The organism is Methyloversatilis discipulorum (assembly GCF_018780585.1).
In the GTDB taxonomy this organism is placed as follows: domain Bacteria; phylum Pseudomonadota; class Gammaproteobacteria; order Burkholderiales; family Rhodocyclaceae; genus Methyloversatilis; species Methyloversatilis discipulorum_B.
In genome coordinates, this window is sequence record NZ_JADMJL010000017.1 from 139,553 (window position 1) to 163,894 (window position 24,342).

Sequence of the window (24,342 nt, forward strand, 5' to 3'; positions counted from 1 at the left end):
GTCCTCCTGAGAAAAGGCAGCCTGTGGGCCGCGGGTGCCGTCAGTCCAGATCATCGACGACGGCGCGTTCCAGCCAGCCCTTCACCTGCTGCGCGTGTACCTGCTCGCGGGCAAGCGCCTCGCTGAAGGGCTTGATCAGGTCATCCTGGCCGGCCGAACCGGACAGGCGGATCAGCAGATCCCAGCCGGCGCCATCCGTCAGCTCGACCGACAGGATGGTTTCGAGGCACTGGGCGATCGTCGTACGCGGATCGCTGAGCACCTGCATGGCGCCGCTGCTGGCGACGCCGGCCACGTCGGCACACGGGGTCTGGGCGGTCGGATCGGCGCCCAGCCCTTCGAGCGCCGAGGTAACGATGTGCATGTGCTCCAGTTCCTCGTCGCGGATGTGCTTCAGCTCGCCGATCGTAAAAGGCAGCGCGACGTCTGCCTGCACCGCCTCGGCCTTGTCGATCAGGGCCTGGTAGAGGCGCACGCCGGTGCGCTCGAAAGCCAGCCGCTCGCCCAGCTTGTCGACCAGCACCTCGGGGCGATGGCCGGTCAGCTTCGACAGGCCGGTCGCCAGCACGCCGGTCAGCGTGGTGGGTATCGGCACCGAGCCGATACGCTCGGCGGCGTGGACGGATTCGGCGCGGACGGAGGCAATCGAACGCCCTTCAAGTACGCCATCGATGTGTGAAGGTCCGGAAGGGGACTGTTCGTCGGCGAAGGCCTGCATGTTCTGCACGGTGTGCAGCGAGGTCTGCGCGCCGGTACGGTTGAAACCGCTGCGGGTCACGTTCTCCATGTTTCGTACTCCTGTCGGCAGGTTGTCACGCGGCGCGGGCGAGCGGACGGTTCAGTTCGGTGCCCGAAGTCCAGTGATAGGCGGCCGCCACTTCGGTCGACGGCGAGCCGTCGGCGTTGACGCGCTCGCGATAGGCGATGGACGCCGGGTTTTCCTGCTCGACCGGCACGAAATCCGGCCCGCTGGCGCGAAGGTCCACCTCGGTCGCCAGCACTTCGCGCACGAACTCGCGCTGACTGTGGAAGGGCAAGGGCGCGGGCAGTTCGCGCGACAGCACCTCGGCCGGATCGCGCCGCTCGTGCTGCTTCATCAGCTCGCACACGTGGTGGAGATGGCCCAGCTCGTAATCGCAGAATCTTTCCCACAGCGCGCGCAGGCGCGGATTGCTTTCCGACTGCGCGCAGCTGTAGTAGCCATAGACCTCGGCCGCCTCGTGCAGCAGCCACAGCTCGAGGAAGCTCTGCCGCGGATTCAGCAGCGAACCGTACTGCGTCACGTGCTGTTCCTCGATCGACGCGATCTCGGCGTAGAGCTGACGCGCCACCGGGTCGGCGAAGGTCGGGCCTATCGTCATGTAGAAGTCGTGCGTCTGGTACTCGGCCGCGGTGATCAGCGTCGCATGCAGTTTCGACAGCAGATCGGCCTTCGCGGTATAGGGGTGGCGCAGGTCGTCCTCCGGTGCGCGGTGTTCGTCCACCGTCGGACGCCCTGGCACGATGTCGGTATTGCCCTGCAGGATGTTGTTGGCGTCCTTGCCCTCCATCCGGTCCAGCAGCGCCGAATAGCGGTACAGGTGATCGAAGTCCTCCAGCAGGCCGAAGCGGTACACCTGCGCCAGATAGGGATCGGGTTCCTGCTGCGCCACGGCAGCCGTCACTTCGATCGCCACCTGCTCGTAAGCGATGGTGGTTTCGAGCGGCGAGTGATCGGCGCCGATCAGCCAGCTCACCGCCGTCGCCTGGTGCTGTTCGATGCGCCGGACGCGCGCCAGCGGCAATCGCAGATCGGCATTCATCCGCGCCCCGATATGCGACAGACGAAGGGCATCCAGTTCGATGCCGTTCATCAGGATGATGCGGACGCGCGTGAATGCCTCGTCGTCGAGCTTGCTGATGGGCTGGCCCGCCATCTCCTTCCAGGTCAGTCCCTGCTTGTCGAGCGGCACGCCCTTGTGGTCGAGAAGATTCATCTGGGGTCTCCACTTCTTGCGAAGAAACACATGTCGGAATGCAGCGGCGAAGCGCTGCCTGTCCGGATGCCTGCAAGGGGTGTTCCCGCCGCAGCCGACTGCGGGTCCGGCGCCGACGCGCCGCGTCCGGTAGGAATTACAGCGCGGGAAACGTTTTTTCCGCGCCGCTCGCTTCGATCAGCGCGCCCAGCGGCAGGCCGACCATGTCAGGCCGGTTGTCCAGTTCGTAGCGCAGTTCGTAGAGCAGGCGTTCGAGCGAGAACAGTTCGAGGAAATCGCCGGCCGCCGCGGGCAGAGAACTTCCGCCCGAGTAACCATTCAGGAAGACGGCGACCGCGTCGGCACAGGCCGCAGGCGCCATCGTCGCCAGTTCGCCCGCGCGCTCAGGTTGGGTGTGCAGCACACGCTGCGCGGCCGTCCGGATCACGTAATCGATGGAGCGGATCATGCAGGCGACGTCACGCAGCGCAGGCTGCTTGCTGCGGCGCGCCTCCACCGGGCGCGCGGGCTCGCCCTCGAAGTCGACGATGATGAAGGCCTCCTGCGCACGCAGGACCTGACCGAGATGCAGATCGCCATGGATGCGGATGCACTGCATCGCGCTCGCGTCGAGCGGCAGCGCCATCAGTTGCTGCCGCAGCACCTCGCGCCGGGCGAGCAGCAGGGCGGTGTCGTCGGCGATCCGGCGATCGAGGCGGTCGCGCGCGCCCTCCAGCTGAACGAAGCTGCGCTCCAGTTCGAGCAGCACGCGCTCGCGCATCGCCTGCGCCTCGGCGGCGGCGAGCGGCACCGGCGCGAAGGCGGGATCGCGTCCGGCATCGGCAAGGGTGGCGTGCAGATCGGCCACAGCCCGGCCGAGCGCGCTCATCTGCACCATGAATATCCGGTTCAGCCCCGGATACTCGTCCATCGGTTCGACGCTGCCCGGCCAGGCATCGCTGGAAAACATGCGCGCGAAGTGTTCCAGCGCGTAGTCCCACGCCGTTCCCTGGTTGTCGACGCGCTGCTGGGCGATGGCCAGCGCGCAGCGCCGGCCGTCGGCGGCCTCGTACTCGACCGCACCGGCAAGCTGCGGGGTACCCGGAAAGCCGCGTGCGGCAAGGAAGCGGCCGATCTCGATCTCCGGATTCAGTCCGGCCTGCAGCTGCCGGTAGGCCTTCAGGTAAAGACGCGGGCCCATGAACACGCCGGTATTGGTCTGGTCGGCCGCGGCGGGCCGGACCTCGTCGTCCGGCGCCGGCCGCAGTTCGGACCAGCCCGCCTCGCGCTGGAAAACCAGCTTGCCGGCTGCCAGCGGCAACGTGTCGGCGCGTTCGAGCGCGTCGGCGAAAGCACGGCAGAACAGCACATCGGCGAAGGCGTCGTAAAGCAGACCCATGCGCGCCTGCTCGCGTACGCGAGCCAGCGCCGCGCCGCCGACGCGGTCGGCGGGGTAATCGGCCTCGTCCTCCCACGCCGTCGCGAGCGGCAGGAAGTAGTACTGGGATGGCCCCTCGGCGAAGTCGACGCGCAGCACTGACAGCAGCCACGAGCCGCCGTTGGCACGCCACTCGCGCACTTCGTCCAGACTTACCCGTGTCGGCGTCGCGGACTTTGCGGCGAACCAGCGGCGCGTGCGCAGGAAGGGCAGCATCGCTTCATCGAGCAGGCGTTCGCGGTTGCGCCGCGCGATGACGCTGCGCACCGGACTGCCGCCGTCGCCGCCGACGAACGTTTCCCAGCCGTGGGTCAGCACCAGGATGGGCAGATCGGGCTGCGGCATGCGGTCCTCGTGCCACTCGGGCGGCGGCGCCTGCGCCGACAGTTCGAAGGCGTAGAAGCCGTGGCCGGGCAAGGTGAGCAGATAGGGCAGACGGCCGACCGGCGGAAAGGCCGCGCGTCCGCTGATTTCCATCGGCACCCTGCCCTCGTGCCGCGACAGATCGAGTTCGGCCGCCTGCGGCGTGCGTGCGAGATTGGCCACGCACAGCACGCGCTGCTCGTTGCCCTGCTCGTCGACATACTCCCGCAGATAGGCCAGCACCTTGCGGTTGCCCGGTTCGAGGAAGACCAGCGAACCGCGCCCGAAGGCGCGCAAGCTGCGCCGCATCGCGATCAGGCGGCGGGTGAAGTTGAGCAGCGAATGCGGGTTGCGCGCCTGCGCCTCGACATTGATCGCGTGGTAACCGTAGACCGGGTCCATGACGGGCGGCAGGTAAAGCTGCTGCGGATCGGCGCGCGAAAAGCCGGCGTTGCGGTCGGACGTCCATTGCATCGGCGTGCGCACACCGTTGCGGTCGCCCAGATAGACGTTGTCCCCCATACCCAGTTCGTCGCCGTAATAGACGATGGGCGAGCCGGGCAGCGTGAACAGCAGGAAGGACATCAGTTCGATGCGGTCGCGGCTGTTCTCCAGCAGCGGCGCCAGACGGCGGCGGATGCCGACGTTGAGCCGCATGCGCTGATCGTTGGCGAAGAACTGCCACATGTAGTCGCGCTCGCGATCGGTCACCATTTCCAGCGTCAGTTCATCGTGATTGCGGAGGAAGATGGCCCACTGGCAGTTCTCCGGAATGTCCGGCGTCTGCCGCATGATGTCGGTGACCGGGTAGCGGTCCTCCTGCGCCAGCGCCATGAACAGCCGCGGCATCAGCGGAAAGTGATAGGCCATGTGGCATTCGTCGCCATCACCGAAGTATTCGCGCACGTCCTCCGGCCACTGGTTGGCTTCGGCCAGCAGGATGCGTCCGCGATAGTGTTCGTCGATGACGCGACGGATCTCGCGGATGGTGGCGTGCGTTTCGGCCAGATTCTCGTTGCTCGTGCCTTCGCGTTCGCGCAGGTAGGGTACGGCGTCGAGACGGAAGCCGTCGACGCCGATGTCCAGCCAGAAGCGCATCGTGCGCAGCACCGCGCGCAGCACGCGCGGGTTCTCGAAACTGAGGTCGGGCTGGTGGCTGAAGAAGCGGTGCCAGTAGTAGGCGCCGGCCACCGGATCCCAGGTCCAGTTCGACGTTTCGGTATCGGTGAAGATGATGCGCGTGCCGGCATAGCGTTCCGGGTCATCGCTCCACACGTAGTAGTCGCGCTTGGACGACCCCTTGGGTGCGCGGCGGGCTGCCTGGAACCAGGGGTGCTGGTCCGAGGTGTGGTTGATCACCAGTTCGGTGATCACGCGCAGGCCACGGCGGTGCGCCTCGCGCACGAAGTGGCGGAAGTCGGCGCGCGTGCCGTAGGCCGGCAGCACGCCGTGGTAGTCGGCCACGTCGTAGCCGTCGTCCTTCAGCGGCGACGGGTAGAAGGGCAGCAGCCACAGCGTGTCCACGCCGAGATCGCGGATGTAGTCGAGCTTCTGCGTCAGGCCGGCGAAATCGCCGACGCCGTCGTCGTTGGAATCGAAGAAGGCCTTGACGTGCAGTTCGTAGATGACCGCATCCTTGAACCACAGTGGGTCATCGGCCCGCTGCGGGTGGAGCGGGCCGGCGGCCCCGGTATCGATGCGGTCCATGGCGCCTCCGGTCAAAGGTAGTAGTCGAAGTCGCGCTCGCTGCGCACGCGCCGTCGCACCTGGAACACGTGCGCGGGCAGGCGCTGCGGATCGAGCCGCACGAAGTTGCGTCCCGGTGCCCACTGATAGCGCTCGCCGCCCAGCAGGTCGTGCATCTGCACGCTGCCCTCATCGTCACCACCGCCGTACGCGGCCGGATCAAGTTCGAGCCAGCCGGTGTGCACGTGATGCGGATCCAGATTGACCACGACGACGACCGCGTTGCCGCTGGCCGCATCGTGCTTCGCATAGGCGATCAGCTGTTCGTTGTCGACCGGCAGGAAACGCAGGCCGCCCGGGAACTGCAGCGCCGGGTTGTCGCGACGGATGCGGTTGATGGTGGTGATCAGCGGCGCCAGTCCGTCGCCGTCGGCGTGCCCGCCCTCGCGCAACTGGTACTTCTCGGAGTCGAGATATTCCTCGCTGCCCGGCTCGCGCGGGCGTGCCTCCATGCGCTCAAAGGCCGGCCCGTAGATGCCGTAGCTGGTGCCCAGCGTTGCCGCCAGCACGAGCCGCGCGACGAAGGCGGGGCGACCGCCGCTCTGCAGGTACTCGGGCAGGATGTCGGGCGTGTTCGGCCACAGATTGGGCCGGAAGTAATCGCGCCCCGGCCCTGCACTCAGTTCCTCGAGGTAGTCGGTCAGCTCGGCACGCGTGTTGCGCCAGGTGAAATAGGTGTAGGACTGGTTGAAGCCGAGCTTCGCCAGGCGGTGCATCACCTGCGGTCGCGTGAAGGCCTCGGACAGGAACACCAGGTCCGGATGCTCGCGGCGCAGCGTGCCGATCAGCCACTCCCAGAAGGCAAAGGACTTGGTGTGCGGGTTGTCCACCCGGAACACCTTGACGCCCTGCGCGATCCAGTGCCGGAAGATGCCGGCCAGCGCCTGCCACAGACCGCGCCAGTCCTCGCACTCGAAATCGAAGGGATAGATGTCCTGGTACTTCTTGGGCGGATTCTCGGCGTACTGGACGCTGCCGTCCGGGCGACGACGGAACCACTGCGGACAGTCGGTCACCCACGGATGATCGGGCGCGCACTGCAGCGCGATGTCCAGCGCGATGTCGACGCCATGGCGCTCCGCTTCGCCGACCAGACGGCGGAAATCGTCGAGCGTGCCGAGCTGCGGATGCACTGCGGTGTGGCCGCCTTCGGCTGCACCGATCGCCCACGGACTGCCCGGCTCGTCGCGTCCGGCGACAACCACGCCGTTGCGCCCCTTGCGCCGCACCCGACCGATCGGATGCACCGGCGGCAGGTAGAGCACGTCGAAGCCCATCGCGGCAATCGCCGGCAGCCGCGCGATCACGTCGTCGAAGCGGCCGTGCCGGCCGCCCTCGCCCAGCGAGCGCGGGAACAGTTCGTACCAGGCACCGAAGCGCGCCAGTGCGCGGTCGACATCGAGCGGCATTGGCGCATGGACGGCCGGCCAGCGACGGTCGGGATGGCGGCCGGCGACCTCGGCCATCGTGTCGTCGAGAGCGAGCGCCTTCAGCGCCGGTGCGTCGGCGTGCGCCCCGTCGTTGCGCAGTCGCTCCGCCCAGCGCAGCAGCTGGTTGCGGTCGGCCAGCGCGTCGCCCGCACGCACGGCCGCCGCCTCGGCCAGCGAGGCGCCTTCGAGCGCGGCGAGGCGGATGTCGGCGTCGTCGGTACGGCGCGCCATCTGCGAACGCCACGAACGGAAGGGGTCCACCCAGGCCGACACCGAATACCACCAGCGCCCGCAGCGATCGGGACGCAGCGTCGCGCGCCAGCGGTCGTTGCCCAGCGGCTGCATCGGTACCGCATGCCAGGTCGTCGCGCTCTCGTCGTCGCGCCGCCAGCACAGCAGCGCCAGCACCGCGTCATGGCCGTCGGCGAAGCAGCTCGCCTCCACCGTGAGCGTTTCACCGAGGCTGCGCTTCACGGCGAAGCGGCCCCCGTCGACCGCCGGCGTCAGGTCGGACACGACGGCGCGGATGCGGCCCTCGGCCGGAAGATCAGGCAGATGATCCATGGTGTTCGTCCTCCGGAACCAGCCACAGCACCGCCAGTGGCGGCAGCGTCAGATTCAGCGACCACGGCTGCCCGTGCATCGGCACCGGAACCGCCTGCGTGCCGCCGAGATTGCCGGCGCCGCTGCCGCCGTACAGTGCGGCGTCACTGTTCAGCAGTTCCCGCCAGTTGCCACCGTGCGGGACGCCGACGCTGTAGTGCGTGCGCGGCACCGGTGTGAAGTTGCAGACGGCCAGCAGGCAGCGGCCGTCGCGTGCGAGACGCAGGAAGGCGAGCACGCTGTTGTCGGCGTCGTCGGCCACCGCCCAGCGAAAGCCGGCGGCATCGAAGTCCAGCTCGTGCAGCGCGGGACAGCTCCGGTAGATGCGGTTCAGATCGGCCACCCAGCGGCGCAGACCGGCGTGCAGCGGGTGGTCCAGCAGAGGCCAATCGAGCTGGCCCTCGTGCGCCCACTCGCGCCACTGGCCGAACTCGCCGCCCATGAACAGCAGCTTCTTGCCCGGGTGCGCCCACATGTAGCCAAACAGGCCGCGCAGGCCGGCGAAGCGCTGCCACTCGTCGCCCGGCATGCGCGACAGCAGCGAGCCCTTGCCATGCACCACCTCGTCGTGCGACAGCGGCAGCAGGAAGTTCTCCTGGAAGGCGTACCAGATCGAGAAGGTGACGGCGCCGTGATGGAAGCGACGGTGCACCGGGTCGTGACGCAGATAGGCCAGCGTGTCGTTCATCCAGCCCATATTCCATTTCTGGCTGAAGCCCAGGCCGCCGAGGTGCACCGCGCGCGACACCATGGGCCAGGAGGTCGATTCCTCGGCGATGGTGAGCACGTCCGGGTGATCGCGCGCGACCGCCTGGTTCAGACTGCGCAGGAAGGCCACCGCGGCCAGGTTCTCGCGCCCGCCGTAGCGGTTGGGCACCCACTCGCCGTCGCGGCGCGCGTAGTCGAGGTAGAGCATGGAGGCGACGGCGTCGACGCGCAGCGCGTCGATGTGGTAGCGGTCGATCCAGAACAGCGCACTCGACAGCAGGAAGGCGCACACCTCGTGGCGGCCGTAATTGAAAATGCAGGAATGCCATTCGGGGTGAAAGCCCTGGCGCGGGTCGACGTGCTCGTACAGGTGGGTGCCGTCGAACACCGCCAGACCGTGCGCGTCCGCCGGGAAGTGCGACGGCACCCAGTCGAGGATGACGGCGAGACCGGCCTGGTGCAGCGTGTCCACCAGGAACATGAAGTCCTCGGGGGTGCCGTAGCGCGAGGTTGGCGCGAAGTAGCCGGTGCACTGATAGCCCCAGGAGCCGTAGAACGGATGCTCGCTGACCGGCATCAGTTCGACGTGGGTAAAGCCCATGTCGCAGGCGTAGTCGGCCAGCCGCTGCGCGATGTCGCGGTAGGTCGGCAGCGTGCCCTCGTGCGGCCGCAGCCACGAGCCGAGATGGACCTCGTAGATGCTGATCGGCGCGTCGGCCGCCTGCCGCGCCGCGCGCGACGCCATCCATGCGGCATCCTTCCAGTCGTACTCGAAGCGCCAGGCGCGCGACGCAGTGGCGGGGGCCTGTTCGCAGAAGAAGGCGAACGGATCGGCCTTGTCGATGACATGACCGTCGGCGCGGTGGATGCGGTACTTGTAAGCGTCGCCCCGGCTTACGCCCGGCACGCAGCCTTCCCAGATGCCGGAGTCGTCGAGCCGCGCCTGCAGCGGGTGGCCATGCGACCAGCCGTTGAAATCGCCGACCACCTCGACCGCCCGGGCGTTCGGCGCCCAGACGGCGAAGCGCGCGTCGCTGCGGCCGCCCTCGCCGGGCGGCGGCGGATCAAGCTGACAGCCCAGCCGTTCGTACAGCCGCGCGTGAGATCCTTCGCGAAAGAGGTAGATGTCGTGACCACTGAACAGGCTGCCGCCTGCCTTGCCTGCGGATTCCGTCATGCGGCGCCCTCAGCGCAAGGTACGGCCGAGCCCGTCGACCGACTTGCGGGCGCGCAGTGCGCGCAGCGCCTGCCGCTCGTCGTCGATCTCGGTCAGCGTGCGCACGCCGAGGCGGCGCATCAGCGGCAGCGGCGGGCACCAGCCCTGCAGCGCGTGCTGCAGCAGGAAGCCGCCGACCAGCGCGGGCACGGCAAAGAAGCGCCTGTTCACGAGCAAGCCGAGCAGGCAGCCAGCGATCGACACCGACGCTGCGTTCACCTCGAGGCAGCGTTCGATGTCCCACTCGCTGTCCAATTCGGCCAGCCTGCGATCTATCGTGCCGCGATCGCCGAGCGCGGCACGGTCGAGATTCCTCAGCGTGCGCGTGCGGATCAGTTCGTTCACGGCTTCGGATGTGTTCATCGGAACGCGTTCGGCGGTGGTCGGCAACATGGCAGCTCCTGTGGTGACGGATGGGAAAGGGGGCCGCAGCCCGCTCAGGCGGGCGACTCCAGCCAGTGCAGGCTGAACAGGCCCTCGCTGTCGATGGCGCTGAGCCGCGGGCGGAAGCCGGCCCGGGTGGCCAGCGCGCGGAACGCCTGCACCGTGTACTTGTGCGAATACTCGGTGCGTATCGATTCACCCTCGTCGAAGTGCAGCCGGCGTCCGGCGACATGGGCATCCTGATCGCACAGGCTCACGAGATGCATCTCGACGCGCCGGGCGACCGGGTCATAGAAAGCGTAGTGGGCGAACTGCTCCGGCCTGAAGTCGGCACCCAGTTCGCGATTCGCGCGCACGAGCACGTTGCGGTTGAAGGCGGCCGTCGCACCGGCAGCGTCGTTGTATGCCGCGTGCAGCCGGCTCGGGTCCTTGACCAGATCCACGCCGATCAGCAGGCCACCGCCCTGCAGCAGCTTGCGCAGGCGGATCAGGAGGGCCAGCGCCTCCTCCGGTTCGAAGTTGCCCAGCGACGAACCCGGAAAGAAGCCGACCCGCCGACGCTCCGGGTCGAGCGCGTGCGTCAGCGCGGTGTCGCCGGTGTAGTCGGCCATCAGCGGGCGCACGTCGAGGCCGGGAAAAGCCATCGAAATAGCACCCGCAGTCTCGAGCAGCGCCCCGCCCGAAATGTCGACCGGCACGTAGGCGGCCGGATGACGCATCACGTGCAGCAGCACCGACGCCTTGACCGGGGAACTGGCGCCGAACTCGATCAGTTCCGCGTCTTCGCCGATGCACTCGGTCAGGCGCGTCGCGTGGCGGGTGAGCAACGACAGTTCGGCCCGTGTCAGGTAATACTCCGGCTGCGCGCAGATCTGTTCGAACAGTGCGGCGCCACATGCATCGTAGAAATATTTGCACGGTGTCGTCTTGCGCGGCTGTTGCAGGCCGGCGAGCAGCTCGCGCGCGAAGGCGGTGCGGCCCACCGCGCCGTCGGGCGGACGCGCCGCGCCGACAGGCCGCGACACCGACACGGGCGCCAGGCGGCCGCGCCGGCCGCGACCGAAGATGCCGCCCCCGGGAAATCCCGCCAGCTGCGACCAGCCGGCCGGCATCGTGTCTTCTCGTTTGTCCGTCATCGCCCGTCCTTTCGCCAGTGCGGCGCCCTTGCCGCCACGTGAAGCCGCGGAGCCGCGACCGTCGCAACCACTCGAGGCGGCGGCACGACGGACGCGGGACTGCAGCGAGCGCAGCAATCGGCGTTCCCGGTCCGCTCTTGGTCCGCCCTCGGTCCGCCAATTGCAAGGCATCGCGGTCCGTCACCGGAGAACCGTCATGCACGCACCGCTTCTGAGTCGCATCCGTCCGCGCAACATCGTCGTGTTCCGGGCGCTTCAGCTCGGCGACATGCTGTGCGCCATTCCGTCGCTGCGCGCGCTGCGCATGCGCTGTCCCGACGCAGCGATCACACTGGTCGGCCTGCCCTGGGCCGCCGGACTCGCCGCACGGTTTCCGCATTACATCGACGACTTCCTGGCCTTCCCCGGCTTTCCCGGTCTGCCTGAACGGGCACCCGATCTGTCGGCGATCCCCGCCTTCGTCGCGGAGGCGCAGACGCGAGGTTTCGATCTGGCCATCCAGATGCACGGCAGCGGCGGGCTCTCCAACCCCGTCGTGGCGCTGTTCGGCGCTGCGCGCCAGGCGGGCTTCGGCCAGCCGGACGAGAACGGAAGCTGTCTGCCCTACCCGACGCGCGGCAGCGAGGTCGGGCGGCTGCTCGCATTGATGGACCACCTCGGCGCGCCGTCGGCGTACCGCGGGCTGGAATTTCCGCTGCTGCCGGCGGACCGGTCCGAACTGGCGACCAGCGGTATCGCTTTCGCGCTTGCCGGCCGCCCCTACGTGTGCATCCACCCCGGCGCACGCGACCCACGGCGCCGCTGGCCGGCAGAACACTTCGCCGCAGTGGCGGACGCCGTGCACGCGCTGACCGGCTGGACGGTCGTGCTGACCGGATCGGGCGAGGAAAGGGCGCTGACGGCGCGCGTGCGCCAGGCGATGCGCGCTCCGGCCATCGACGCCGCGTCACCGATCAGCGCGGGCGCCCTGGCCGCACTGATCGGCGGCGCGCGTCTGCTGGTGTGCAACGACACTGGTGTGTCGCACCTTGCGGCCGCGCTGCGCACACCGTCGGTCGTCGTCTTCCGTTGCTCCGAGCTCGAACGCTGGGCGCCGGAAGACCGCATGCGCCATCGCTGCGTGATGGCCCCGGACGACGGGACGACGACCGATCAGGGTCAGGCGGAGGTCATGCGACAGATTCGCGTACTGCTCGATCGCGGCGCTCCTGCGTCCACAGGTCGAGCGTCAGCGTGAGCACTTCGTCCTCGCTGATGTCATCGATGAAGCAGGGGTCGTGCTCGCAGCGCACGGCGACGTTGTCGCGGCCGCAAACCGGGCAGTCGGTGGTGGCGGACAGCGCGACACGACGCCGCTGCGCGGTCGGCGGACCGGACACGACGAGATTGACGAGCCAGTAAAGGCCGACCGTCGCCGCGCCCACCGCCTGTGCAAGATGCAGTGGACCGCTGTCATTGCCGACCACGATGCAGGCGTGACCCAGCAGTGCGGCCAGCCCGTCGAGCGACAGTCTGCCGCCGACGTCGATCGCCGGTCGCGTCATCGCCGCCGTCACGGCGGCGGTGAGCGCCCGCTCGGAGGCGTCACCCTGCACCACCACGACCGCTCCGGCATCCGACAGCGCGTCACCGACGCGGGCAAAGCGTGCCGGCGGCCAGCGTCGTCGCGGGTCGGTCGCGCCGGGACTCAGCACCGCCAACGGAGCGTCCGGCAGACGGAGGACCGACTCCAGTTCCACCTCGTCGCGCACCAGCACCGGCAGCCGCGGATCGAGTTCCCAGGTATGGGCGCCGGCGAGCGCTGCCACCTCGAGCAGACGCAGACGTTCGTTCTGCAGTCTCATGTAAGGCACGGAGCGGTCCAGGCGGACGGCGTCCGGCGTGTTCAGGCCGAAGCTGTGGCGCGCGCCGATCTGCCCGATGAAGGGGTTCGAGTAGCGGCCCCCGCCGTGCATCTGGAAAGCGAGATCGAAACGCCGCTCGCGCAGCCCGGCGATGCAGGCGTCGATGGCACGCGGGTCCTCGCGCGCCCCCTGCTCGGGCGGCACGCCGACGCCGGTGATCGGCGGCAGCGCCACCACGTCGTCGACCACTGGGCCGCGGCCGGTCAGGAAGCGCTTGTGCCAGGGCTTGCCGAGCAGCACCAGTTGCGCGTCCGGAAAGCGCAGCCGCAGCGCGCGCAGCGCCGGCAGCGCGAAGATGAAATCGCCGAGGCCATTGGCGCGCAGCACGGCGATGCGCTCCACCGCCCCGAAGTCCAGGCCGTCGTCCGCCGCGGGATGCAGCACCGCACTCACCGGCTTTGCTCCCGCAGCAGGAGTGGTGCGTCGATGCCGCGCCTGTCCAGCGTGATCGGCACGTCCCGATAGCAGGCGCCCGCTGGCACGAGGCCGTGACCGCCGTAAGGAGCCGTCACGGCAGGCCGAGCCACGACGCCCAACACGTGGAACACGCGCAACACCGCCCTCGGTTTGCCCGGCGTGACCGCCGCTTCGCGCTCGCCCGGATCCGGCACGCCGACACGCAATCGCGTGTGCGTCTGCCCGGGCAGCGCGGTCATCGTGACAGCCCGTGCGGCACCACGGTTGCAGGTCGGGACGACGGCATCGACGCCGATGTCCGCTCCTCGTCACGCGCCGACGCGCCGACCGGAGCGTCCTTGCGTCCGTACAACTCCGGATTCAGCGCCGGGTCGTTGTACATCTTGTACTGACGGTAGGTGCGGAAGATCACGCGTCCGCTGGCCAATCCCTCCAGCAGACGGTCGAGGCAGGCCGCCAGGTCGCGCCGCTGCCGGACCAGCACGTCGAGCTTGGCGCAACAACTCGCAACGTGCTCTGTGCTGGCGTCGGCGCGCCGCGTCTGCAAGCCCATATGGAAGATCTTCAGCGACAGGATGGACAGGCGGTCGATGATCGCGCCCACCGTCTCGCTCGATTGCTGTGCGTCCGGGTGCGGTTTGACGGTGCCGGCCAGCGCGCCGAGCACGCATTCGTCCAGCGCCTCGACGGCGTCATTCCGTTGCTGGTTGAAGCGGTCGATGCTGCGCTTGCAACGCACGATTTCGGCGTCCGGCACGTCGGTACGCCGCGCCTTGTCCTCCTCGCGCCACAGCGCGGTATTGCAGCGATGGTTCTCCTCGACCCAGCGCCATCCCGCAAGCTCGCGCGGAGCGAGGGGCGCGCCATCGAGATACGCGTCGTGCGCGGCGATGATGTCCGCTGCGGAATAGCCGGGCGCGGGCGGACGCACCGACGGCGGGTCCTCGGCCTGCTGCGGGCCGCCGTGCGGTTGCGAGGATCTTTGCCCGTCGTACTGACCACCGTGTTGCCGCGACGCCTTCTGGCTGCCCTGCTGCCTGCCATCGTGGCCCGACGTGGCCTGCTGATGTTGCTTCACGCTCATGACCTGCTCCGCTGAAAGAGGTGACCGCCGGCACGAAGCAACCGCGGTTCCCGTCAGCAGGCGGGCGCGAGGAGAGAAGGACTGCGTGAAAGGGCGGTGATCAGCCGGCACGAATTACATGTCGGTCGCAGATTTTTCACCGCGGCACGACAGGCGGCGGCCCGCATTCGCCTTCGTGCCCCAGGGCAGCGGAGACATCCGTCAGCATCATCGCTGCCCGGGTGACGACACGGTGCTCGCGCTTGCCTCGACGTCGCTCGGCTTCCTGCTCCAGTGCACGACATTGCAGCGCAACGGCCACGATGCGCGGATCGATTTCGGGCGGATGCCGGCGCTGCCGCGCGCAGATCCGGTTCGTGCGCCGCGATGCGGCGTGACATCCGGACTCAGGCGGCGTGCTGCCGTACCCAGGCGGCGTAACGCTGCACCCAGGTGCTGACGAGGTCACGGCTTGCGCCCCGGGCCAGCGCGCCGTCGGCGTCGAACAGGTCGTCGCGATAGCGTAGGAAGAGCTCCGGCGCATTGAGCGCCGGCATGTCCAGATGCGACAGCACGTTGCGCAGGTGCTGCTGTGCCAGCGCCGTGCCGAGCGAGCCCAGCGAAATGCCGGCGATGCCGGCCGGCTTGCCGGCCCACACGCTCTTTCCGGCGGGTCGCGAGCCGTGGTCGATCGCGTTCTTCAGCACGCCCGGGATCGAGCGGTTGTACTCCGGCGTCACGAACAGCACACCCTGCGCCTCGGCGATCGTCGCCTTGAAGCGGCTGACCGCCGGCGTCGGCGCGTTGTCGTCGTCCTCGCTATAGAGCGGCAGCGTACCGATGTCCACCATCACGGTGTCGAACCCGTCTGGAAGCAGCTTGCCGATGGCAAGCGCCAGACGGCGATTGAATGAGTCCTTGCGCAGACTGCCGGGGATCAGTGCAACCCTGTATGACGCCATCGAACCTGTCTCCTCATAAGTGGGGCGCATCCGGCGAGCCGTCGGGACGGTCAACCGGTGCGTCCATGCTGGCGGTGCGGGCCGCCTTCACCGTCCCGCGCACGTTCAGTGCGAACAGGCCCAACTGCATCAGCACCAGTGCGTAGGCACCGGCATACAGACCCCACGCCGCCCACAGCGCGTTGCTGGCACTGAACCAGTAGAAGCCCTGCTTGCGTCGGCGTGCCGACGTGGAGGCGACCAGCCAGGCCGCGATCAGGGTCGTCGCCATCGCTGGCCACTGCAGCAGATCGAGCGGTTCCATCGCGCCTCTCCTCCGGGATCGATCGTCGCCGTGACGCGCTGGAACGCGGCGGCGCGGCTCATGGTCCCGAGGTGGCAATCCGCATACCCGCTGGATAGCGATCGACCGGCCCGCTCACCGTCGCACCGGCGAGCGGCCGGTCGCGCCGCGGTCACGTCAGTTGCGCGGTTCCGGGATGGTCTGACCGGAGGCGTTCTGTTCGCGCTCGCTGGCGCGTTCGGAAGCCTTCTTCTTCGTATCGCGGTCGCGCACCGTCTCGTTCGAGTGCTTGCTGGGATACTGGGAGGACTGGCTGCCCTTGTCCTGCTCGGGCTCGAACTTCTTCTGGCTGTCGGACTGCTGCGCCTCCGGAATCACTTCCTTCTGGTGCTTGTTCGGATATGTCGGCTCGGCGTAGACCGACGTGGAAAATGCGGCGAGCGCAAGTACGACCATGGATCTGTTGAGAGTCACTTTGAACCTCCTGTGGTTGGCCGGCACCGTGACGATGCCCTTGCCTGCAGTCTGGCAAGTTCGTGACATCTGGATGTAGCCGTGCTCCGACAGGGTGTAGGACGGACACCGCGCGCCAGCGAAGGATGGCGGCCGAAGATGGCCCAAAGGCAGGCCGGTCGCACTGTTCAGCGCCGCGGGAACATGTCGTCCGGGCATCCCGCTGTCAGACGAGCGCCCCGCTCCGGGCGCCTGGCGCGGACGCCGCAGGTGCGGCGTGAGTCAGCCGCGGCGGCGTCTAGGCCGCCGTTGCGCGCACCACGCCATCGACGATGTCGTCTATCAGGCAGCCACGCATCCGCTTGAGGTCCGCGAAGGGGTAACGCCCGACCGTGAGCACGCCGTGCAGGTAACCCAGCGCCTTCAGGAAAACAAGGTCGCTATGCAGGTGAATCTGCTCTGCGGCGATCGGACGGCCACATGCACAGTCGCTCACCCGCTCGCGGGTCAGGCTGAGCAGTTGCTGCGCGACGACATCCTCTTCGTCGAAGACAATGCGCTCTCGCTCGTCGTCCACGCTGGTCGACAGATACACCATGCGATAGCGCTCGGGATGCCTTTCCCAGTAGTCCAGATAGACATCCACGTGGGCTTTGAGCCGCTCGACCGGCGACTGGCTCACGTTGCTCGCCTGCTTCAGGCACTCGAACAGCTCGCAGAAGAAATCGAGCCAGATGTGCTTGACGAGATCCTGCTTGCTGACGAAATAGCCATAGAAAGCCATCGGCGAAATGCCGACCGCCTTGGTGACGGCGCGTACCGATACGGCTTCGTAGCCTTGTCGGCTGTAGATGTCCTTGGCTTCGGCAAGGAGTTGTTCGCGAAACCTAGCCTTGCCTTCCTGGCCACGTATCCGCGAGCGTTTTTCCGGGGTCGCGAGTTTTGAATTGTTTGGCATGGGCTGAACAACGTTGGTCAGACAGCGCGTACCGGGAAAGTGTAATGAAATTGCCTCGATTTACACCAGTACAGTTTGTCGACAATCGTTTCCGCACCCGTCAATTCCGGAAATATTCCCTCGCCTTACGATGCCGGAGGTGTTCTCACCTGACAGCAAGAAGGGCTTGCACGCGCTCCCGCCGGATACCCGCCAGGGCGCCGGAGAACTCGTTCAGGGCACGATAGCTGCGCGATTCGCCCAGCGCGGCAAAGGCGTCGGCAAAGCCCGCCGCGCGTTCGGCGGCGTTCTGCGGGAGGACGGCACCGGTACTGTGCACCGCGTCGAGCAGCACCTCATCGACCCGCCGGCGGGCAAGCGTGAAAGCGTCCAGTGCGCGAGTTGCCTGGGCAAGCGTCGCGCGCATGGCGTCGGCGTCCTCGACCGACCAGCGAACGGGATCGATACCGTCGGGCAGTGCTTCCGCCTGCACCCGGCTGAACTGGCCGGTCGGCCAGCGGATGCCACCGCCGCGCAACATCAGCGTGTCGCGCACGCCAGGCCAGGCCTGCTCGGCCACGCTTAAGACGAGCCTGCCCTGGTCGTCGGCAGTCGCGCGCACACCGGTCGACGCCAGCGCCTGATCGATGCGGCGCACGATCTCCACGTCCGGAAGACCCGCTTCGAGTGCGACCGACGGTGTGCGCCGGCCGGCTCCCGCCACCGAAAAGCTCAGGTTCTCGCTGTCGCCCTCGCGCAGCGAAGCCAGGTCCAGTCCGCGTACGGTGAACTGACGCAACGGCGGATTGACCGCGTCGAACGTCAGCGTCGGGTCGAGGCTGCCGGCCGTCTGCGCCGGACGCGACTGCCACAGCGCCGCGAACTGACCGATCCGGCGCTGCAGTACGACGTCCCCTTCTCCTGCGCCGATCTGCTGACCAAGCAGGCTGCGTACCGACTTCAGCTGGCCGATGCCGCGATCGAGATAGTCGGCCGCAAGCTGCGCCTTGCCGACCTGCTCATTGAAGCGCGGACTCCATGTCTTCAGCCCGGCCGATCCGGCCGGCGCGCGTTCTTCATTGCGCGTCCGCGGCGTCTCGCGCGTCGGCGGCGCAGCGTTGCCCGCGGCATGCGCCCTGCCCGGGCCGATCGCATCGACCGGACGGGCGGAAGAAAGATGAGGACCGATCTGCATTCAGTGCGTACGGAAGATCAGATCGTGTCGAACAGCGACAGCGCGCTGACCTTGGCATAGGCCTTCTGCGTCGCCTGCACCGCGGTGGTGTAGCCATTGAGCTTGACCGCCGCGTCGCCGTAATCGAGCTGACCGAGCGTGATCATCGCCTGCTTGTTCGACAGGCTCACGTTGGCGTGATTGGTTTCCAGCGTCTCCAGCGTCGTCTGCGCGCCGCCGAGGCGGGCGATCTTCGCGCTGACCGCGTCGAGCCCGGTATCGAGTCCGTTCAGCGTCGCAACCAGCACCGTGCGCACCGCCGGATCGTTGGCCGTCGCACCCGGCGTCTGCAACGCGTCGATCGCCAGATCGAGCCGGTTCAGCACATCGGCCATCTCCTGCAGATGCACGTTCGCGTCCTGCGTCACGCCGTTGCCGACCACCACGCGCTGCGGATCGGTGTTGCCGGCGAAGCTGTAACGCGTACCGACCGCCGCCGCGCCATTGAGGGCGATCGGTGCGGTGGCGGTTGCCGTACCCGAGAACAGGTAGCGCCCCTCCTGGTCGATGCTGTTCGCCGAGTACATCAGGCTGTCGCGCAGCGCGATCAGCGAGGTGCTCATCGCCTGCAGGTCCTGCGTGGTGTTGGCACCGTCGGCCGCCCACACCATCAGATCGCGTGCCTGCATGACGTCGCGGCTCATGCCGTCCAGCAGTTCCTCGTTCTGCCCCAGCCGGCTGCGCAGCGCGCCGATGTTCTCCAGATACTGGTCGAGCGCCGCCTCCTCGCGCGTCAGCCGGGCGATGCGCACGCTGGCGATCGGGTCGTCCGACGGCTTCTGCACGCGCAGGCCGTTCGACATCTGCTGCAGGATGCCCTCCAGTCGCGTGTTCGCGTTCTGCAGGGCGGTGTTCATGGTGGCGTGGAACTGTGTGCTGGCGACCCGCATGTCCGTCTCCTCAACCCATCATCGCCAGCGTGCTGTCGAACAGCTCGTTGGCGACGGTGATCACCTTCATGTTGGCCTGATACATCTGCTGGAACTGGATCAGGTTCACTGCCTCTTCGTCGTTGTTCACGCCGCTGGTGGATTTCCAGCTTTCCTCGGCCTGATTGCGCACCGTGGTCGCCGTCGTCAGCGAAGCCTGGTTCTGCTGGCTGTCCATGCCCAGCTTGCCGATCAGCTGCGTATTGGCGTCGCCGACCCGTACCGTGCCGAGCGAGGTCACGGTGATGGGCTGATTGCGCAACGCGATCATCGCCAGCAGGTTGTCGCTGTTGCCAGGCTTGGTCGGGTCGGACGAGAAGCCCAGGTCCTGCGGCAGCACGCCGGGCGCGACCGACAGCATCGAGGTCGAACTCGACGCGTCATAGACAAACAGCGGGCCGCCCGCGGCACCGCCCAGCGTGTAGCCGGCGCCGAGCTGGGCGTTCATCAGCGTAGAAATCTCGGAAGCGATGTCGCCGATCGACTGGCGCAGCGGAATCAGCGTGCCGTACTCGAAATCGGCCAGTCCGCCGAGCTGCCCGCCCAGACCTTCGTCGCGCACGGCGAACACCTCGCTGGCGAACTTCAGCGTCAGCGCCTGAGTGCCGGCCGGCGTGTCCTGCACTTCGAGGCGCGACGCCGTGGTGCCCACCACCAGCGGCTGCCCGCTCTTCAGCGACACATTGCGCGAGCCGTCCGGATGATTCACGACCTGGATCGACACCATGCCGGCCAGCCCGTCGATCGCCTGGTCGCGCGCGTCCATCAGGCCGGAAGCATTGACGCCGGCCGCCTCGGCCAGCGAGATGCGTTTGTTCAGATCGGCAATCAACGCGGTGCTGGAATTGATCTGCGCCACCAGCGTCGTGCGCTGCTGCGCGATCGAGGCGCGCTGGTTGGCGAGCACCGTGGTCAGGTTGTTGAAGCGCTGGGCCAGCGCGTCCGCCGCGGTGATCACCTGCGCGCGCAGCGGCACCGAGCTCGGCTCCACGCTGGCCGCGTTCAGCGCGCTGAAGAAGGCGTCCAGACCGTTGTTGATGCCGGACGCGTCGTCCCCCATCACCTGTTCGAGCTGGTCGAGATAGGGTTGCCGGGTCGAGCGGTTCGACAGCTCCGACGCCGCCTGCCACATCTGCAGGTTCTTGTAGTCATCGCTGAACCGCTGCAGCGACGACACCGCCACGCCGCTGCCGGCCGACAGCGCGCCGCTCTGCATGGGCTGCACCGAGGCCAGCACCGCAGCCTGCCGGGTGTAGCCGGGCGTCATCACATTGGCGATGTTCTGGCCGGTGGCGCTGAGCGCGGCCTGCGCCGCCAGGGTTCCGGTCAATGCGTTGTTGATCAGGCTCATGGGTTGTTCCGGGTCGTTGCGTGGCCGGGAGCGCTTTCCGCGTGCTCCCCTTTACTGGAGGCGACCATGGGCGCCGGCGCATTAAACGCAACCGGCGCCGGCTGCGGCAGCAACTGGCGCAGCAGCATGTCGGCAATGCCGAAAGCGCGCTGCGAAGCCATCGCGTCGGCAACCAGACCGTCGGCGAGGTCCAGCATGTCCTCGTTCACGCGGTCCTTGAAAATGCTGTCCTCGCCCGCCATCTCGCGCGTGCTGCGGCGCATCTGGCGCAACGTTTCGCTGATGAAGAAGCTCTCGAACTTGACGGCCGCTTCGGTCGCCTTCTTCAGCAGGGCGGGATCGACCTGCGGTGCGACCGGCACGGTCTGCGCCTCCGTCTGGACTGGCGCTGCGGACGATGCGATGTCGTGGATGTTCATGCTCAGATCACGATCAGTTCGCCATCGATCGCGCCAGCCTGGTCCAGCGCCTGCAGGATGGCCATGATGTCGTCCGGCGTCGCGCCGATGCTGTTCACGGTGTCGATGATGGTCTGCAGCTTGGCACCGGCCGGCCAGTTGAACATGCGCCCGTCGCCCTGCTCCACTTCGACCTTGGAACGCGGCGTGACCGCCGTCTCGCCGCGGCTCAGCGGTGCCGGCTGGCTCACGTTCGAGCTCTCGGAAATGATCACCTTCAGCGAACCGTGCGACACCGCGGCCGGACGCACGGTCACCCCCTCGGCGATGACGACGGTGCCGGTGCGCGAATTGAACACGACGCGCGGCGTCGTCTCGCCGACCACCACGGGCAGCGCTTCGAGCTGGGCAACGAAGGCCACCCGCTGCGTCGGGTCAGCCGGCGCCACGACTTCGATCGCGGTGGCATCGCGCGTCGACGCCACCTCGCCGAAACGGCCGTTGATCGCACCGACGATATTGGTCGCCGTCTGGAAATGCGGCCTCTTCAGGCTCAGCAGCACGGTCGGTCGCACATCGAAATCGGTCATGATTTCGCGCTCGACTGTCGCGCCATTCGGAATGCGTCCGGAGGTCGGCGTGTTGACGGTCACGCTGGAGCCGCTGCGGCCGCTCGCGCTGAGGCCGCCGACCACCAGATTGCCCTGGGCCAGCGCATAGATCTCGCCGTCGGCCGCGCGCAGCTGGGTCAGCAGCAGCGTGCCGCCGCGCAGGCTTTTCGAGTCGCCGAGCGAGGACACCGTGACGTCGATGCTCTGCCCCTTTCGGTAGCCCGGCGGGAACACCGCGCTGACCATGACGGTGGCCACGTTCTTGCTGCGGCTCTGCGTACCCTCCGGCAGCTTCAGGCCGAACTGCTTGAGCAGGTTGGACACCGACTGCCCGGCCGACTTGACCTGCGTGCTGTCGCCGGTGCCATGCAGGCCGACGACCAGGCCGAAGCCGATCAGCTGGTTCTCGCGCACGCCTTCGACACTGACCAGATTGCGCAGCGGCTGGGTTGCGGGTGCAGCGGGTACTGCCGCAGCACGGGCATTCGTCGCGGCCTTCGGCGCAGCGAATGCAGCGCCGGCCACGAGGCAGGACAGGATGGCAAGCGTCCGGCGGAAGATCATCGTTTCATCCTCAGAAGGGCATCAGCGCGCCGACGAAGAAGCGCAGCAGCCAGCCCGGGCTGTTGGCGTCCGCCAGCACGCCTTCGCCGGAATAGGAAATGCGGGCATTGGCCACGCGCTGCGAGGACACGGTGTTGTCCGAACTGATGTCGGACGCACGCACGTAGCCCTGCAGGCGCACGGTCTCGTCGCCCTGGTTCAGGTACAGCGTCTTCTCGCCACTGACGCGCAGCAGGCCGTTGGGCAGCACCTCGTGCACGATGACGGTGATCGAGCCCTGCAGCCGGTTCTGCTGCGAACTGGTCGAGTTGCCCTTGAAGTCGGACTGCGCGTCGACGCTGACGTCGGTCTTGAAGCGCTTGCCGGCGATCACCGTCGGCTGCATCGCGACACCGCTTTCCTTGCCGAAGGTGGTACCGGCCGCCTTGCTTGCCTGTGTCGTTTCCTGCAGCACCACGGTGACCACGTCGCCGGTGCGGAAGGCGCGGCTGTCCGAGGTGAGCGACCAGGCCGAGGCGGGCTGGAACACGCCGCCCGCAGCGCCGGCCGCGGGCGGCTGCACTGGCGGCGGCAGGCGGTCGGCCTCGGCCAGCGGCGGCGCCTTGTGTTCCAGGCTCGCGCAGGCCGTCAGGCACAGGGGCACGAGCAGCGCGAGGACGCGGGCCGGGTGACGCATCAGCGCACGGCCTGGGCGAGGTACTGCATCATGTTGTCGGCCGCCGACAGCACCTTGGTATTCATTTCGTAGGTGCGCTGGGCGGCGATCATGTCCACCATTTCCTCGACCACCTGCACGTTCGAACCTTCGAGCGCGCCCTGCTTGAGCTTGCCCAGGCCTTCCTCGCCCGGGTTGCCTTCGGTCGGCACACCGCTGGCCGCGGTCTCCTGGTAGAGGTTGTCGCCCATGGCCAGCAGGCCGGCCGGATTGACGAAGCTCACCAGCGTGAGCTGGCCGACTTCCTGCGGCGCGGCCTGACCCGGCACGGTGACCGACACCATGCCGTTCTCGCCTATCGTGATCGCCGTGGCGTTCTGCGGGATGTTGATTTCCGGAATGATGGGCAGGCCCTGCGCGGTCACCAGCAGGCCTTCGGCGTTCTTCTGCAGCTGGCCGGCGCGGGTGTAGGCGATGTCGCCGTTCGGGCGCTGCACCTGCAGGAAGCCGATGCCGGAGATGGCGACGTCGAGTGACTGGCCGGTGGTCTGCAGATTGCCGGTGGTAAACACCTTCTGCGTGGCGACCAGGCGGGTACCGGTACCGAGCTGCACGCCGCCCGGGCTCACCGTGTTGTCGTCGCGCTGCGCGCCCGGTTCGCGTTCGATCTGATAGAACAGATCCTCGAACAGCACGCGGTCGCGCTTGAAGCCCACCGTGTTCACATTGGCCAGGTTGTTGGCGATGGCCTGCAGTTTCGCGTCCTGCGCCTGCACGCCGGTCTTGCTGATCCACATTGCGGGATTCATGTCGTTTCTCCTGTGTCGGCAGTGCTGCCGTTCATCATTCGCGGATCAGGCGGTTGCCCGTTTCGGCCATCGAGTCGGCGGCCTTGTACAGCTTCATCTGCAGTTCGAATTCGCGGTTCAGCGTCATGGTCGCCACCATTTCCTCGACGGCGGACACATTGCTGCCTTCGAGAAAACCGGCGCGCACACGCACCGTCGGATCGGCCGGCAGCTCGTCCTGACCGCGGCTCACCAGCAGGCCGGCCTCGTTCTTGATCACCGTTGCCGGATCGGGGCGCACCAGCTTCAGGCGTTCCAGTGGCTGCATCAGCGGCTGGCCGGGCGGACGGATGGAAATCGTGCCGTCCTCGCCGATCGCCAGCTGTGAATACGGCGGCAGCACGATGGGGCCGCCCTCGCCCATCACCGCGCGGCCATTCACCGTCAGCGTGCCTTCGGCATCGACGGTCAGCGCACCGGCCCGGGTATAGGCCTCGCCATCGCCCCACTGCACGGCGAGGTAGCCGTCACCGGAAATGGCGACGTCGAGCTCGCGGTCCGTTTGCTTCAGCGTGCCCTGACGGTTGGACACCGAGTCCGCGCGCAGCCGGCCGAGGTGGCGTGCGTCGTAGCCGTAGCCCTGCACCGCCTCGTTGACCGACATTTCGAGATCGGCACGAAAGCCGGGCGTATCGGCGTTGGCGAGGTTGTTGGCACGCACCTGCTGCGCGTGCATCGCCCGTTCGGCGCCGCTCATCGCCGTGTAGATCAGCGCATCCATCTCAGTCTCTCCACTGCGCGTCGCGCAATCCAA

23 protein-coding genes are annotated in these 24,342 nt (G+C 67.8%); 1 reads left to right on the plus strand and 22 read right to left on the minus strand.

Annotated elements, in window-relative coordinates:
- Window positions 1-40 precede the first annotated feature (40 nt).
- From IV112_RS09110 to egtD, 7 genes are all read right to left on the minus strand, one after another.
- Window positions 41-787 carry a ferritin-like domain-containing protein gene (locus IV112_RS09110; RefSeq protein WP_304003078.1) on the minus strand — a complete coding sequence of 249 codons (747 nt, stop codon included), beginning with the start codon at window positions 785-787 and terminating at the stop codon, window positions 41-43.
- 25 nt (window positions 788-812) lie between these two features.
- Window positions 813-1,976, minus strand: a complete 1,164-nt coding sequence (locus IV112_RS09115) for a hypothetical protein (protein ID WP_304003080.1) — start codon at window positions 1,974-1,976, stop codon at window positions 813-815.
- A 136-nt stretch (window positions 1,977-2,112) separates the two neighbouring features.
- Window positions 2,113-5,463: a maltose alpha-D-glucosyltransferase gene (gene treS, locus IV112_RS09120; protein WP_304003082.1), complete on the minus strand. Its 3,351-nt coding sequence runs from the start codon at window positions 5,461-5,463 to the stop codon at window positions 2,113-2,115.
- 11 nt (window positions 5,464-5,474) lie between these two features.
- Window positions 5,475-7,496: an alpha-1,4-glucan--maltose-1-phosphate maltosyltransferase gene (locus IV112_RS09125; protein ID WP_304003083.1), complete on the minus strand. Its 2,022-nt coding sequence runs from the start codon at window positions 7,494-7,496 to the stop codon at window positions 5,475-5,477.
- Window positions 7,480-9,420, minus strand: coding sequence for a 1,4-alpha-glucan branching protein GlgB (gene glgB, locus IV112_RS09130; RefSeq protein WP_304003085.1), 1,941 nt, complete (start codon window positions 9,418-9,420; stop codon window positions 7,480-7,482). The genes IV112_RS09125 and glgB overlap by 17 nt, the downstream gene beginning before the upstream one ends.
- Before the next feature lie 9 nt (window positions 9,421-9,429).
- The gene (locus IV112_RS09135; protein ID WP_304003088.1) at window positions 9,430-9,852 is read right to left on the minus strand and encodes a hypothetical protein; all 423 of its coding nucleotides are present in this window, start codon (window positions 9,850-9,852) and stop codon (window positions 9,430-9,432) included.
- A gap of 44 nt (window positions 9,853-9,896) precedes the next feature.
- Window positions 9,897-10,979, minus strand: coding sequence for an L-histidine N(alpha)-methyltransferase (gene egtD, locus IV112_RS09140; RefSeq protein WP_304003090.1), 1,083 nt, complete (start codon window positions 10,977-10,979; stop codon window positions 9,897-9,899).
- 196 nt (window positions 10,980-11,175) lie between these two features.
- On the opposite strand from egtD, the gene IV112_RS09145 reads away from it, so the two are divergent.
- Window positions 11,176-12,216: a glycosyltransferase family 9 protein gene (locus IV112_RS09145; protein ID WP_304003092.1), complete on the plus strand. Its 1,041-nt coding sequence runs from the start codon at window positions 11,176-11,178 to the stop codon at window positions 12,214-12,216.
- On the opposite strand, the gene IV112_RS09150 is transcribed toward IV112_RS09145, so the two are convergent.
- The 15 genes from IV112_RS09150 to IV112_RS09220 all read right to left on the minus strand — a co-directional run bounded on the left by IV112_RS09150 (window position 12,149) and on the right by IV112_RS09220 (window position 24,309).
- Complete coding sequence (locus IV112_RS09150; RefSeq protein ID WP_304003093.1) at window positions 12,149-13,276, minus strand: glycosyltransferase family 9 protein; 1,128 nt, start codon at window positions 13,274-13,276, stop codon at window positions 12,149-12,151. The two genes, IV112_RS09145 and IV112_RS09150, sit on opposite strands and share 68 nt — an antisense overlap.
- Window positions 13,273-13,539: a hypothetical protein gene (locus IV112_RS09155; protein ID WP_304003095.1), complete on the minus strand. Its 267-nt coding sequence runs from the start codon at window positions 13,537-13,539 to the stop codon at window positions 13,273-13,275. The genes IV112_RS09150 and IV112_RS09155 overlap by 4 nt, the downstream gene beginning before the upstream one ends.
- The gene (locus IV112_RS09160) at window positions 13,536-14,495 is read right to left on the minus strand and encodes a DUF4254 domain-containing protein (protein WP_304003097.1); all 960 of its coding nucleotides are present in this window, start codon (window positions 14,493-14,495) and stop codon (window positions 13,536-13,538) included. Before IV112_RS09160 ends, IV112_RS09155 begins: the two co-directional genes overlap by 4 nt.
- 275 nt (window positions 14,496-14,770) lie before the next feature.
- Entirely contained in the window at window positions 14,771-15,325 is a 555-nt protein-coding gene (locus IV112_RS09165) for an NADPH-dependent FMN reductase (protein ID WP_304003099.1), read from the minus strand.
- A 13-nt stretch (window positions 15,326-15,338) separates the two neighbouring features.
- Window positions 15,339-15,629: a hypothetical protein gene (locus tag IV112_RS09170; protein WP_304003101.1), complete on the minus strand. Its 291-nt coding sequence runs from the start codon at window positions 15,627-15,629 to the stop codon at window positions 15,339-15,341.
- A 156-nt stretch (window positions 15,630-15,785) separates the two neighbouring features.
- The gene (locus tag IV112_RS09175) at window positions 15,786-16,082 is read right to left on the minus strand and encodes a hypothetical protein (RefSeq protein WP_304003103.1); all 297 of its coding nucleotides are present in this window, start codon (window positions 16,080-16,082) and stop codon (window positions 15,786-15,788) included.
- Window positions 16,083-16,359: 277 nt separating this feature from the next.
- Complete coding sequence (locus IV112_RS09180) at window positions 16,360-17,019, minus strand: TetR/AcrR family transcriptional regulator (RefSeq protein WP_304003105.1); 660 nt, start codon at window positions 17,017-17,019, stop codon at window positions 16,360-16,362.
- A 145-nt stretch (window positions 17,020-17,164) separates the two neighbouring features.
- Window positions 17,165-18,193, minus strand: coding sequence for a hypothetical protein (locus IV112_RS09185; protein ID WP_304003106.1), 1,029 nt, complete (start codon window positions 18,191-18,193; stop codon window positions 17,165-17,167).
- Between the two features lie 17 nt (window positions 18,194-18,210).
- Window positions 18,211-19,122, minus strand: a complete 912-nt coding sequence (flgL, locus tag IV112_RS09190; protein ID WP_304003107.1) for a flagellar hook-associated protein FlgL — start codon at window positions 19,120-19,122, stop codon at window positions 18,211-18,213.
- A gap of 10 nt (window positions 19,123-19,132) precedes the next feature.
- Window positions 19,133-20,512: a flagellar hook-associated protein FlgK gene (flgK, locus tag IV112_RS09195; RefSeq protein WP_304003108.1), complete on the minus strand. Its 1,380-nt coding sequence runs from the start codon at window positions 20,510-20,512 to the stop codon at window positions 19,133-19,135.
- Window positions 20,509-20,931, minus strand: coding sequence for a rod-binding protein (locus tag IV112_RS09200; protein WP_304003109.1), 423 nt, complete (start codon window positions 20,929-20,931; stop codon window positions 20,509-20,511). The genes flgK and IV112_RS09200 overlap by 4 nt, the downstream gene beginning before the upstream one ends.
- A 2-nt stretch (window positions 20,932-20,933) precedes the next feature.
- Window positions 20,934-22,085, minus strand: coding sequence for a flagellar basal body P-ring protein FlgI (locus IV112_RS09205; RefSeq protein WP_304003110.1), 1,152 nt, complete (start codon window positions 22,083-22,085; stop codon window positions 20,934-20,936).
- A 10-nt stretch (window positions 22,086-22,095) separates the two neighbouring features.
- Complete coding sequence (gene flgH / locus IV112_RS09210; protein WP_304003111.1) at window positions 22,096-22,761, minus strand: flagellar basal body L-ring protein FlgH; 666 nt, start codon at window positions 22,759-22,761, stop codon at window positions 22,096-22,098.
- On the minus strand, window positions 22,761-23,537 hold the full coding sequence (gene flgG, locus IV112_RS09215) for a flagellar basal-body rod protein FlgG (RefSeq protein ID WP_019918811.1): 777 nt from the start codon (window positions 23,535-23,537) through the stop codon (window positions 22,761-22,763). Before flgG ends, flgH begins: the two co-directional genes overlap by 1 nt.
- Window positions 23,538-23,583: 46 nt before the next feature.
- Window positions 23,584-24,309 (minus strand): flagellar basal body rod protein FlgF, encoded by a 726-nt coding sequence (locus IV112_RS09220; RefSeq protein WP_304003112.1) that lies wholly within the window; start codon window positions 24,307-24,309, stop codon window positions 23,584-23,586.
- Window positions 24,310-24,342 lie beyond the last annotated feature (33 nt).